This window comes from Pseudarthrobacter sp. NPDC080039 (assembly GCF_040702335.1).
In the GTDB taxonomy this organism is placed as follows: domain Bacteria; phylum Actinomycetota; class Actinomycetes; order Actinomycetales; family Micrococcaceae; genus Arthrobacter; species Arthrobacter enclensis_A.
Map to the genome: position 1 here is coordinate 41,071 of NZ_JBFBKY010000019.1, position 12,248 is coordinate 53,318.

The window sequence follows — 12,248 nt, forward strand, 5'->3', positions numbered from 1 at the left end:
GAAATGTCGGGTCAGGCAACGGCGTCGGAGATGCCGCGGATGATGGTGGCTGCCGCCCCCAGGTAGGCCAGGATGATCAGGAGAATCTGTGCTGCCCGGGCCGGGACGTGCTTGGAGGCGAGGTCGCCCAGGACCAGGCCGGCCAGGCAGGCGACGGCGACGGCGAGCCACATCGCCAAGGGCAGCACGGGGAAGGTCGCGGGAGCCGTGATGGCCTTCGAGATCAGCGAGAACGTTCCGATGGTGAAGAAGTACGGCTGCATGGTGGCCGCGAAGGACTTGTGCTGCCACCGGGTGGCGATGGAGTACATGCTGACCGCCGGACCGCCCACGCCTGCCGCCGTATTCATGAAGCCGCTGAGGCCGCCGGCGGTCAACAGGTAGCGGCGCCGCTGGGGCAGTGTGGCGGACTTAAGGACCAGCAGGACCGTCAGTCCCATCGCGAGGATCACCCCGATGGAGATCTCCAGGACAGGTGCCGGAATGAGCCGGATCAGGATGGCTGCCGGAATGATGCCCAGCAGTGCCGAGGCCGCAAGGGCTGCGTAGCGCTTCCAATCGATGTCCTTCACCACCCGGACGATGATGGCCCCCGCCGTCACCGCGCCGCACACGTTCACCAGCGCCACGCCTTCCACCGGGCCCAGGAGCAGGACCAGGAAAGGGGCTGCGACCAGCGCGAATCCCATCCCGGTGACGCGCTGCATTCCGGCACCCATGACGACGGCGGCCAATACCAGCCCGGTGGTCAGCACTTAGGGCCTCCAGGCCACGTACTGGACCTCCTCGAATTCTTCGAGGCCCAGGCTTGATCCTTCCCGGCCCAAGCCTGATTGCTTGGCGCCGCCCATCGGGGCGAAGGCAACGGAGGGCAGCGGGTCGTTCACGCCCACGATGCCGGCCTCAAGCCGCTCCGGAATCTCCCAGCCACGCTTCGGGTTGCTGCTCCAGACGTACGCAGCCAGGCCCATCTCGGTGGCGTTTGCCTTCCGGACGGCTTCTTCCTCCGAGGAGAAGGTCACGACGCCGGCCGCCGGGCCAAAGACTTCCTCGGTCACCAGGAGAGCGTCGTCGGGGACGTCGGCCAGCAGAGTGGGTGCCATAAAGGCACCTTCGCCGGGCACGGAAGTCCGCTCGGTGACCCGGCGGGCGCCGCGCTCCAGGGCATCGTCCACCAGCGCCTGGACCGCGGACACCCTGTCGGCGTCGATGACGGGACCGAGGTCCGGGACCGGTGCGCCGCCGTCGGGAACTCCGTGGCCGATGCTCATGGCATCAAACCGGGCGCCGAGCTTCTGCGCGAACTCTTCCGCGATGCTGTCCTGGACCAGGAAGCGGTTGGCGGCCACGCAGGACTGGCCGGTGTTGCGGAGCCGGCCCAGGATGGCACCTTCGACCGCGGCGTCCAGGTCGGCGTCCTCGAAGACGATGAACGGGGCGTTGCCGCCCAGCTCCAGCAGGGGCCGGACCACGCGTTCCGACGCGGATGCCATGATCTGGCGGCCCACTCCGGTGGACCCGGTGAAGCTGACGGCGCGAACCGCGGGGTGGGACATCAAGGCGCCGGTGATCTCGCGGGAGGGGCCGTGGACCAGGTTGACCACGCCTGCGGGGAAGCCTGCGTCGTGCAGGACTTCGAACAGTCCGGTGGCGGCAAGCGGGGCCTTCTCGGACACCCTGCCCACCACGGTGCAGCCGGCGGCGAGCATCGCTGCGAGCTTCCGGGCCTGGATGGAGACAGGGAAATTCCACGGTGTGAGGCTGAGGGCCACGCCGATCGGCTTGCGGCTGCTGAGGTGGCGCCGGCCCTGCAGTTCGGGCGGGCTGATGGTGCCGGTGGCGCGGCGGGCTTCGTCGGCGAACCAGCGGAAGTACTCCACCGAGAAGTCCACTTCGCCCTGCGCTTCGGGGAGCCGCTTGCCCGCTTCGAGCGCCAGGGTATGGGCGAGTTCATCGCGGCGTTCGGCCAGGAGGTCGGCTGCGGCGCGGAGCAGGTCGGCGCGGTGGCGGGCGGTGGTGCGGGACCAGCCGTCGAAGGCTTCGGCGGCGGCGTCCGCGGCCTTGGTGGCGTCCCCGGCGGATCCCCAGGCCACCTCGCCCACGGTGCTGCCGTTGCCCGGATCAGTCACGTCCCTGGCGGTTCCGGCGGTGTGCCAGGAGCCGTTGACAAGGTGCCTGGCTGATTTGAGGTTCATGGATATTGCCTTTCGTTGGGCTGGGATGGCACCGCCGGTGCCGCCCGTCGTCGTCGTACTCATCCCTTGCTTGCGCCTGCCGTGATGCCGGCCACGAAGTAGCGCTGCAGGAAGACGTAGGCCACCACCACGGGCAGGGACGCCAGGATGACGCCGGCGAACAAGAGCGGGTAGTTGGTCTGGAATTCGCCCTGGAAGCTCAGCAGTGCCAGCGGCAGGGTGCGGTTTCCGGGGGTCTGGATGAACAGCAGCGGGTAGAGGAGTTCGTTCCAGTGGATGACGAACAGGAAGATGGCGGCCGCGGCGATGGACGGTGCGGACAGCGGCAGGGCGATGGAGGAGTAGGTCTTCCACGGCCCGCTGCCATCAATGGAGGAGGCTTCGTAGAGTTCCTTGGGCAGGGTCCGCATGAACCCGCCCAGGATGAACACGGCGATGGGAAGCGTGGACACCACGTTGGCCAGGATCAGGCCGGCCAGATTGTCCAGCAGGCCCAGCCGGCCGAACAGGACGTACAAGGGCACCATGTTGGCCTGCGCCGGGATGGCCATGCCCAGGACCAGGAAGCCGAAGATGGCCCAGGACATGAACCCTTTCAGGCGGGACACCGCGTAGCCGGCCAGGCTGGCCAGGAACAGGGTGAGCGGTACGGAGATGCCGGTGACGATCACGCTGTTCATGAAGGACGAGCCCAGGTTCTGGCCGCCCACCACATCGGTGAAGTTGTCGGGGGCGAGGGAATGCGGCAGGCTGAAGGGCCCGGCGAACAGTTCCTGCGTGGATTTGAAACTGCCGAAGGCCACCACGGTCAGCGGAATAATGATGATGACCGCGTAAATGGCCAGGATGGCGCGGCGGCTTACTGAGGCGAGCATGCTGCTAGTCCCCCTTCGGGGTCAGCCGGAGCAGGCGGCGCTGGAGCCACGTGACCAGCGCGATCATCGCCATGAAGATGATCGACTGGGCGGCGGCGTAGCCGAACTCCGAATTGGCAAAGGTGCTGTAGATGCGGGTGGACAGGATGTCCAGCGCGGCCTTGGGCGGGTTGCCCGCGATGCCGAGGATGAGGTCGAAAGCCTTGAACGACTGCACGGTGGTGTAGGCCACCACAATGGACGTGGCCGGGGCCACGAACGGCCAGGTGATGGACTTGAACTGCTGCCATTTGTTGGCACCGTCCATCTCTGCCGCTTCGTAGAGTTCCTTGGGGATGGCCTGCAGCCCCGCGATGTAGACCACCATCATCTGGCCCGAGTGGAACCAGACCTGGGTGACGGCCACCCAGTACAAGGCCTGGGCGTCGTTGCCAAGGTAGGCGCCGCCGTCCACCCCCACCGTGCGAAGAACGGTGTTCGCCAGGCCGAAGTTGGGGTCGTAGATGAACTTCCAGATGAAGGCCACCGACACCGAGGACAGGATGGTGGGGAAGAAGAACAGGGCCCGCAGCAGGATGCTGCCCCGCGAGTTCTTGGTCAGCAGCAGCGCCAGGACCAAAGAGAACGCCGTCTGGGCGATCACCACCAGGAGCACGAACTTCAGGTTGTTGGTCAGGGCGTTGGTGAACAGCGAGTCCTTGGTGAACGCGCGGATGAAGTTATCCAGGCCCACATAGTTGAACGCGGCTGAGAAGCCGTTCCAGTCCGTGATGGCGTACTGGAAGGCCTGCAGCGTGGGCATCACCAGGAAGAAGGCGATGACGGCGACGGCGGGCAGCGGGAACAGGTACAGTGCCGGATTCACCCTGGTGGGGGAGCGGCGGCGCACTTTTGCAGGGTTTGCGGGGGTATGGCTGTCCGGCGCCTTGCGCTTGGCAGCCGTTCCGGGATGGATGCTCATAGCCGTTCGTCAACAATCTTCTGGGCGGCAGCGGCTGCCTGCTCCGGGCTGGTGCCGGAGATGACGGCCGTGGCGCTGGCCTCCACCGCGTTGCGGACATCGAGGTTATTGAACTGGAACCGGGCGGCGAGCGCTGTCTTCTTCTGCAGCCAGGGGCTCAGGCGCTTCAGGTCCGGGTTGGTGTACTCCACCTTGTCCACGGACACATGCTGGGCCGTCTGGTTGGCGTAATAACCGGCGTTTTCCGGCTCGGAGAGGAAATCGATCCAGGCTGCCGCGGCGGCCTGGTTCTTGCTGGCCGAGTTGACGCCCAGGATGAAGGTGGCGTTGTAGGCTCCCTCATACTTGCCCTTGCCATCGGAGGTGGTGTTGGGGAACACCAAGTCGATGGGGAACTTGGCTCCCAGGCTCCGGACGGCCGCGAGGTGGTACGAACCGGTGGCCAGCATGGCGGCCTTGCCCTGGGAGAACAGGTTCTGGGCCGGTTCAACCGCGGTGCCGGTGGCGTTGGGCTGCACGAAGGGCTTCAGGTCCTTGTACTGGTTGAGCATCCTGATGAACCAGTCGTCGGTGCACTTGAGCTTGCCCTGTTCGATCTGGGCGCACATGTCGTCCACGGGGGCGTTGTTGGCGATCATGCAGTTGAACAGCTGGCCGCCGTTTCCGACATCGCCGCCTGGCCAGGAGATGGGGATGACCCCGGCGGCGGCGAGCTTTTCGCACATGCCCAGGAAGGCGTCCCAGTTCTTCGGGGCGGTGTCCGCGCCGGCCTTGTCGAAGAGGTCCAGGTTGGCCATGGGCATGGGGAATACCACCTGGTAGGGCAGCCCCAGCTGGCTGTCGCCGTTCTGGCCGGCGGACAGAAGCCCCTTCTGGTAGTTCTTCACCGCCTGGCTGTCCTTGAGGTCGGTGTAGATCCCGGCCTCGGTGAAGTTCTTGAACTGTGCGCCGCGGAAGGTGGCGAACGCGTCGCCGATGGCGCCGCCGCGCAGCTTCTGCAGTGCCTGGGCGTTGTAGTCGTTGGAGGTGGAGATGTCCTGGGCCACCTCGACGCCATCGTGCTTTGCGGTGAAGCGCTTGATGAGTTCGTCGAACACGGCTTTGTCCTCGCCGCGCCAGTGGGCGAAGGACACCTTGCCGGTCACGGCTCCGGTGGAAGGCGCAGCCGGTCCGGTGGCCCCTCCGGGCTTGGTGGAACCGCCGGGTCCGGCGCACGCTGCGGCAGCGGCGCCAAAGCCCATGGCCCCGAGAAGGGCGACTGCCTGCCTGCGTGAAATCTGACTCACAATAATCTCCTCGTTGAGTGGTTGCTGTGCCTTGCTTGCTTACTGGTGGGCTTGCTGACTACTGGACGGGGGCCAGGCCCCCGTGACGGTGCTGTGGTGCGGCAGAAGTGCCTAGGCATTGGTCCTTTGGGCGGACACGACGTCGTCCACCACGGCGCAGAGGCGCTGCAACCGGCGGACGGCATCGGTGGACAGGGACTTGACGACGTCGGGCTCGCCGATGCAGGACGCCCAGACGGCGCGTCCGGAGAGGAAGCCGCTGGCACCTTCCAGGCAGGCCCACCGGACGGCGTCGGGGAAGACGTCCTCGGGAACACCGGAGGAGAGGACCACCCAGGGGCCGTCAATGGCCTTGGTCAGTTCGGCGCATGCGGCGCGGACCTCATCCTCGGAGGCCTGCCCCTTGAAGGGGACCTCGGCCTTGTAGAGGTCGGCGCCCAGGCTGCCGAGTTCCTTGGCTGCGGCCAGGATTCCGGCGTTCCAGTCAAAGTCGCCGCCGGCAAGGGGCTTGCGGGAGACGGGTTCAATGATGCTGATCAGCCCGGCGGACCGGCAGCTCTCCACGAATTCCCGGACCATCGCCACGCGGCCCTCGGAGGGCTCATCGGGCCGGTAGAGCACCAGCAGCTTGAGGGCCTTGACGCCCAGGGCCTTGTACTTGTGCGGGTCCACGAGACGGTCGATCGTCACCTCGCCCACCAGCTCGCCGTGTGCGGACTCGAAGTGGTCGGCGGAGGCAATAAGACCGCAGCTGGGATCCACCACGCCCGCTTCGATGGCCTGGTCGAGGGCGAACTGGCGGTCGATCAGGATGCCCGAGGCGTAAGGGGTAAGGATCCGGGCGGCTTCGAGCTTGAAGTCGCGCAGGTCCTCGTCGGTGACGGGCTGGTCGGTGTGCTCGGCGAACATGTTCCGCATTGCTTCACGCTGGTCCACGGCGAGCATCGCAAAGGCGCCTGACGGGCGCTGGAGGGGGGAGAGGTCTGTGGGGCTCATGGGCTGCTTCTTTCAGCTGGTTCAGATGGATGCTGGGACGGAATTGATGATTTGGTGCGGGATGGCGGAGCGGCCGTCGAGGCCGCCGCACGACGCGGCGGCGGTGCGGCCGGCGAATGCGGCGGCGTCCACGAGGGGAAGGCCGGCTGCGACGGCGGCGAGCAGGGCGCCGTGGTACACATCGCCGGCCCCGAGGGTGGACACGATGGTCGCGGGGGTTGCGGGTACGTGGACGGGTTCGCCGCCCCGTTCCAAAACCCAGGCACCGTCTGAGCCGGCGGTGGCGACGACGGCGGAGGCGCCGCCGTCGAGCGCTTTCTGCAGGAGCGCTCCAGGGGAGAGGTCCTCGCCGTACTCTGCACGAAGCCTTTCAATGGTGGGGACATAGAGGGCGAGGCCGCGGGGGCTGAAGTCCGGGATCGGATTGCCGGCGTCGACGCTGATGTTGAGGCGGGCGGGACGGCCGGACGCGTTAGCCACGGCGTTCCAGCCCAGGTGGTCGGTGTGGACCCACGCCGCGGACTGCAGCAGCTCGAAAAAGGTGCTGCCTGCGGGGAAGCTGACCGGCGGCACCGGGCGGGTGACGATGGCCCGGCTTTCGGTGGCCCTGCTGACCACGATCACGCTGGCCCCGGTTTTGACGCCGGCGTCCCTGACCACGGCGGACGTGTCCACGCCCTCGGCCTCAAGGCCGTGGATGATGCGGTCACCTTCCTCGTCCATGCCCAGGACGCCCGCAAAGGCTGTCCTTGCCCCTGCCCGGGCCGCCGCCACAGCTGCGGTAGCCGCCGGGCCGCCACCCGCCGTTGCAAAATCCGCGGCAACCGTGCGGCTGTCCGCAGCCGGGTAATCCTGCACCAGGGCAATGGAGTCAAGAGTGGCGCATCCTACGAAGAGCAGGGTTCCAGTTGTCGGTTGGGGCACGATCCACCTCGTTGTAGTTCCGGCTGGTACTGAAGAAATATACACACGGTATGTTGGAAAAACAACACTTTCTGTATAGTTGTGTTTGGGAAGCAACGCCGCGGTCCCCCCACTCAACGTAGAGAAACGGAGCAGTTCATGTCATTGCCTACTGCGGAATCAGTACGGACAATCCGGTACGGCCTGATCGGGGCCGGCCATATGGCCCGTGAACATGTCAGGAACCTCGCCCTGATCCCGGGAAGCACGATCACCGCAGTCTCGGATCCGACGCCCTCGTCCCTGGCGGAGACGGCCAAGGAAATCGGCTATGAGGTGCAGACCTTTTCCAACCACAACGAACTGCTGGCCTCCGGCCTGGTGGATGCGCTGGTCATCGCCAGCCCCAACGACACGCACCTTGGAATCCTGAAGGACATCTTCGCCAGCGGAACCAACCTGCCCGTGCTCGTGGAAAAGCCCGTATGCACCAGCGCGGAGCAGGCCGACGAACTGGAGGCGCTCGCCGCCAATTACCCCGCTCCGGTATGGGTGGCCATGGAATACCGGTACATGCCCCCAGTCCAGGAAGTCATCCAGGCAGCGCATGGCGGCAAGCTGGGCAACATCTACATGCTCTCCATCGTGGAACACCGGTTCCCGTTCCTGCACAAGGTGGATGCATGGAACCGCTTCGCCGAGCGGACCGGCGGCACGCTGGTGGAAAAGTGCTGCCACTTCTTCGACCTGATGCGGCTGATCCTGCAGGACGAACCTGTCCGTGTTTACGCCAGCGGCGGCCACGATGTGAACCACATGGACGAGGTCTATGACGGCCGGGTCTCCGACATGGTGGACAATGCGTACGTCATCGTGGACTTCAAGGGCGGCCGCCGGGCCATGTTGGAGCTGTCCATGTTCGCTGAAGGGTCCAAGTTCCAGGAGCGCATCTCCATCGTAGGTGACGCCGCCAAGATCGAGACCCTGATCCCGGTTGCAGCCAACCACTGGATCCCCGGTGACGAGGCGGAAGCAACCGTTGAGTTCAGCCCGCGGGCCCCGCTGGGTCCGGAAAAGCATGAGGTTCCGGTGGATGAGGCCGTCCTCGCAGCAGGCGCCCACCACGGTTCCACCTACTACGAACACCTGGGCTACCGGAAGGCCATCCTGGGCGAAGGGCCGGTGGAAGTGACCGTCGCTGACGGGCTGCAGTCGGTGCGGATGGGCCTGGCGGCTGAGCGTTCTATTAAGGAAGGGCGCCCCGTGGAGCTTGCCGATGCCGCCATCGGGGTACGTTCGTAAGAAGATACATGTTGGAATTGCAACATCCCGCCAGGCGCCTGCCCGGCATATTGGGGAGGGAGAACGGCCTATGGGTACCGCACAAAAGGAAGGGCCGCTGACGCCCCGTCAGCAGACCATCCTTGATGAGCTGGGCCGGAGGGGGTTCATCTCCACGAACGATCTGGCCGTGAGGTTCTCCGTCTCTGACATGACGGTCCGGCGTGACACCCGGGTCCTGTCCAAGCGCGGGCTGGCCCGGGTGGTCCACGGCGGGGTCAGCGCCGTGGACGGCCACGGCCAGAGTGCGGACTTTGCCGCAAGGGTCCGGGAGGACGCCGACGCAAAGCTCCGCGTGGCCCGGGCCTGTGTGTCGCTGATCGGGGAACGTGACGCCATCATCCTGGATGCCGGCACCACCACGTACCAGATTGCACAGCAACTGCCCACGTCCTTTACCGGCACCATCATCACGCACTCCGTGCCCGCCCTTCAGCGCTGCCTTCAGTTGACGGCAGCGCGGACCATCTGCCTGGGCGGGGAACTGCTGCTGGACAGCCAGGCCTTTAACGGCCCCATGACCGTCGGTGCCGCCGCCGGCCTGCGGGCCAAGACAGCGTTCATCGGCGTGACCGGTATCCACGACGAAGCGTTTTACATCGAGCGGGACGTGGAGCGCGCCACTAAGATCGCCCTTATGAATTCGGCGGAACAGGTGGTGGTGGTGGCAACCCACCAGAAGATGCTGCGGTACGCGCTCGCGCGGTTGGCGGCTTTCGACGCGGTGGACCTCCTGGTGACGGATGCGCCGCCGCCACGCGAAATCGAGAACGCCCTGAGCGCCGCCAACGTGAAGCTGATGGTCGCCGCATGAGCGCCCGGCTCCGCGTGTGCCTGCCCGCCCAAAACCTGCTGGACGCACTTGCGCCCATGGACGGCGTCGAATTTGTCCTCTGGGACCTAACGGGGCCTGCTCCGGAGGGCCGGCTGGACCTGCTGGTGCCGGGGTACATGGGCAAGCCGACGGCGCTTGCCGCGCTGGAGGGCGTGGACGTCGGCCTGGTGCAGAGCCAGTCCATCGGGTACGACGGCGTCGCCTCGGTTTTGCCCGACGGTGTCACCTTCGCGAACGCGGCGGGAGTCCATGAGACGTCCACGGCGGAGCTCGCCGTGGGCATGATGGTGGCCTCCCAGCGCGGGATACCTGACTTTGTCCGGAACCAGGTGAACGGGACGTGGGACAACAGCCAGCGCCCCAGCCTTGCCGACAGGCGTGTGCTGCTGGTGGGCTACGGGGGAGTGGGCAAAGCCATCGAGGCCCGGCTCCTGCCGTTCGAAACGGAGGTCACCCGGATGGCCAGCCGTGCGCGGGAAGACGAACGCGGCACCATCTATGGGATCGACTCGCTGTATGAGCAGCTGCCGCTGCACGAGATCGTGGTGGTCAGTGTTCCCTTGAGCGAGCAGACTGGACGGCTGGTGGACGCCAAGTTCCTGGCCGCCATGCCGGACGGTGCGCTGCTGGTGAACGTGGCCCGCGGGCCGGTGGCTGACACGGACGCCTTGCTCGCCGAGACGTCTAGCGGCCGGCTTCGGGCTGCCCTGGACGTGACGGACCCGGAGCCACTGCCGGCCGACCACCCGCTGTGGACCACTCCCGGCGTCCTCATCACCCCGCATGTCGGCGGTGCCAGCTCTGCCATGTTCCCCCGCATGGTGCGCCTGCTCAGGAAGCAGATCGGGCTCCTGCAGGAGGGCAAGGACCCGGTGAATGTTGTCCTCCCTTAACGGCAGCGGTTCCCGGCCCTATGCTGGGCGCATGTCCACATCCGAGGGCCGCAGCGCCGTCATGCCCGTCTCTGCCGATGAGCCTGCAGCACGGAAGACCTGGGGTTCCTGATGGGGGCTGTGGATGATGCGCTGGCCGCACTGGACGAACCGGACCGCAGCTGCCTCCAGCGCGTGGTGCAGATCGCACGGTCCCTCGCTCCCGATGCCGCGGAGGGCATGAGCTACGGCATGCCCGCACTGAAGCTGGACGGCAAACCCCTGGTCGCGGCCGTGGCCGCAGCCACGCACCTTTCCATCTTCCCGTTCTCCTCCGCCGTGGTAGAAGCGGTGGCGGGCCGCCTGGAAGGTTACTCGCTGTCCAAGGGAACCATCCGCTTTACCGCTGACCATCCTGTGCCGGATGACGTGCTGGCGGACATCGTCAGGCTGCGGATGGCGGAAATCCGGAAGTAGGGGTCCGGGACCGCGCTGAGCAGGACTTCCGGTCCTTCCGGTTATACGGCCCGCTGCCTAGCCTGTTGCCATGGCTGACACTCTTGCATCCCTGGCGGACTCGTTCAAGAACATGGGCGTCTCGCGCGCCTACGGCACCCCTGTGAACCTGGGCGGGGAGGAGATCGTGCCGGTGGCGCTGGTGTCCTTCGGCTTCGGCGGCGGGACGGAATCAGAAGAGGGGGCCTCCGGCGGTGGAGGCGGTGGCTTCGTTGTCCCCCTTGGGGTGTACCGCACCGTCAATGGCCGGCCCGCCTTCCGCCCCAACACCATCGCCGCCCTGGTATGCCTGGTTCCGTTGGTATCCGTGGCGGCCGCTGCGGTGCGCAAAACAGTCCGCGCCGTGCGGAGGTAGCAGGCCAAAACGGCAGCAGGACGGCAAATAAATAGCCTATTCCGCTGTGTGATTTTCGGGCCCATAATGTCCCCGTAGACTTCGGGAACCCCGCGTCGATGGCTGCTGCCATGGCGGCAGGCGTGGTTCCAGGCGGCCGCCCCGGCAATCGGCGGGAAGGACGGCCACGAGGCCCGGCGGGGGACGGCCGGACTGTTTCAGGGGGAGAGCAAACGCCATCCAAGCACAAGGAGATTTGTCATGCTCAAAGATATGGAAGTCATGGCTGTTTTGCCTGCGAAGGATATTGACCGGGCCAGGGAGTTTTATCGGGACAAATTGGGGTTTGAGCCCGAGCGGACGATGGCTGATGGCGGCCTTGTCTACCGCTGCGGGAAGGGGACATCGTTCCTGATCTACCAGACGGACAACGCCGGCTCGGCCAAGAACACGCAAATTGGCTGGGCCAGTGATGACGTTCAACGGGACGTGGATGAACTGCGGGCCCGGGGCGTGGTTTTCGAGGACTATGACATGCCTGGGCTGAAGACCGAGAACGGCATCGCAACGATGGAGGGTTACGGCCAGGCGGCATGGTTCCTGGACAGCGAGGGAAACATCCTGAACATTTCCTCGATTCCGTCTTGACCGTCAGGGCCTGCAGGCGCAGGCTCTGAAAACAACGACGACGCCGGCACGCACCGCCCAAAGCACCCGTCACCCGGGTGCGCTGCAGCGGCGGGCCGGCGCCGCCGTCGTGTGTGTCCAACGGAAAGGGAAGCGATGGGCGTGGAGAAGGCGGAACAGGCGACGAGGGGCGTCACGGTGGAATTGCTGGCAACGGTGGACCTCGCCGGCGAGATCGACGGCATGGAGGGCCGCCAACTGCGGATGAGGATGGTGACCATCGAACCCGGCGGAGTGTTCGGGCCCCTTCACGATCACGCAGGGCGGCCCGGAACGGTGTACATCCTGCAAGGGACCATCACCGACCACCGGGATGGCTTGGCCACAGAATACGGGCCGGGCGTGGGATGGCCGGAGGACCGCAACACCAACCACTGGCTGGAGAACCGCGGAACGCTCCCGGCCGTGGAGATCTCGGTGGACATCGTCACCAAGCCGGCATAGAGC

At 66.1% G+C, this 12,248-nt stretch carries 14 protein-coding genes; 7 read left to right on the forward strand and 7 right to left on the reverse strand.

Features of this window, described 5'->3' with window-relative positions:
- Nucleotides 1-11 precede the first annotated feature (11 nt).
- The 7 genes from AB0313_RS17005 to AB0313_RS17035 all read right to left on the reverse strand — a co-directional run bounded on the left by AB0313_RS17005 (nt 12) and on the right by AB0313_RS17035 (nt 7,237).
- On the reverse strand, nt 12-755 hold the full coding sequence (locus AB0313_RS17005; protein ID WP_366306974.1) for a sulfite exporter TauE/SafE family protein: 744 nt from the start codon (nt 753-755) through the stop codon (nt 12-14).
- Entirely contained in the window at nt 756-2,195 is a 1,440-nt protein-coding gene (locus tag AB0313_RS17010) for an NAD-dependent succinate-semialdehyde dehydrogenase (protein ID WP_366306976.1), read from the reverse strand.
- Between the two features lie 59 nt (nt 2,196-2,254).
- Nucleotides 2,255-3,070, reverse strand: coding sequence for a carbohydrate ABC transporter permease (locus tag AB0313_RS17015; RefSeq protein WP_366306978.1), 816 nt, complete (start codon nt 3,068-3,070; stop codon nt 2,255-2,257).
- Between the two features lie 4 nt (nt 3,071-3,074).
- Nucleotides 3,075-4,031: a sugar ABC transporter permease gene (locus AB0313_RS17020; protein ID WP_141943282.1), complete on the reverse strand. Its 957-nt coding sequence runs from the start codon at nt 4,029-4,031 to the stop codon at nt 3,075-3,077.
- Nucleotides 4,028-5,317, reverse strand: a complete 1,290-nt coding sequence (locus AB0313_RS17025; RefSeq protein ID WP_307311534.1) for an extracellular solute-binding protein — start codon at nt 5,315-5,317, stop codon at nt 4,028-4,030. Before AB0313_RS17025 ends, AB0313_RS17020 begins: the two co-directional genes overlap by 4 nt.
- A gap of 111 nt (nt 5,318-5,428) precedes the next feature.
- Nucleotides 5,429-6,313 (reverse strand): aldolase, encoded by an 885-nt coding sequence (locus AB0313_RS17030; RefSeq protein ID WP_141943278.1) that lies wholly within the window; start codon nt 6,311-6,313, stop codon nt 5,429-5,431.
- A 21-nt stretch (nt 6,314-6,334) separates the two neighbouring features.
- Nucleotides 6,335-7,237, reverse strand: a complete 903-nt coding sequence (locus AB0313_RS17035) for a PfkB family carbohydrate kinase (RefSeq protein WP_366306981.1) — start codon at nt 7,235-7,237, stop codon at nt 6,335-6,337.
- A gap of 138 nt (nt 7,238-7,375) precedes the next feature.
- On the opposite strand from AB0313_RS17035, the gene AB0313_RS17040 reads away from it, so the two are divergent.
- The 7 genes from AB0313_RS17040 (at nt 7,376) to AB0313_RS17070 (ending at nt 12,245) form a co-directional block, all read left to right on the forward strand.
- Nucleotides 7,376-8,518, forward strand: coding sequence for a Gfo/Idh/MocA family oxidoreductase (locus AB0313_RS17040; protein ID WP_141943274.1), 1,143 nt, complete (start codon nt 7,376-7,378; stop codon nt 8,516-8,518).
- A 70-nt stretch (nt 8,519-8,588) separates the two neighbouring features.
- Nucleotides 8,589-9,371 (forward strand): DeoR/GlpR family DNA-binding transcription regulator, encoded by a 783-nt coding sequence (locus AB0313_RS17045; protein WP_141943272.1) that lies wholly within the window; start codon nt 8,589-8,591, stop codon nt 9,369-9,371.
- Nucleotides 9,368-10,285 carry a 2-hydroxyacid dehydrogenase gene (locus AB0313_RS17050; RefSeq protein WP_141943270.1) on the forward strand — a complete coding sequence of 306 codons (918 nt, stop codon included), beginning with the start codon at nt 9,368-9,370 and terminating at the stop codon, nt 10,283-10,285. The genes AB0313_RS17045 and AB0313_RS17050 overlap by 4 nt, the downstream gene beginning before the upstream one ends.
- A 111-nt stretch (nt 10,286-10,396) precedes the next feature.
- Entirely contained in the window at nt 10,397-10,741 is a 345-nt protein-coding gene (locus AB0313_RS17055) for a DUF1801 domain-containing protein (protein WP_141943268.1), read from the forward strand.
- A 70-nt stretch (nt 10,742-10,811) separates the two neighbouring features.
- A complete protein-coding gene (locus tag AB0313_RS17060) occupies nt 10,812-11,135 on the forward strand; it encodes a hypothetical protein (RefSeq protein ID WP_141943266.1) in 324 nt (107 codons plus the stop codon).
- Nucleotides 11,136-11,375: 240 nt separating this feature from the next.
- Nucleotides 11,376-11,762 (forward strand): VOC family protein, encoded by a 387-nt coding sequence (locus AB0313_RS17065; RefSeq protein WP_141943264.1) that lies wholly within the window; start codon nt 11,376-11,378, stop codon nt 11,760-11,762.
- Between the two features lie 135 nt (nt 11,763-11,897).
- Nucleotides 11,898-12,245, forward strand: coding sequence for a cupin domain-containing protein (locus tag AB0313_RS17070; RefSeq protein WP_141943263.1), 348 nt, complete (start codon nt 11,898-11,900; stop codon nt 12,243-12,245).
- The last annotated feature ends 3 nt before the right edge of the window (nt 12,246-12,248 follow it).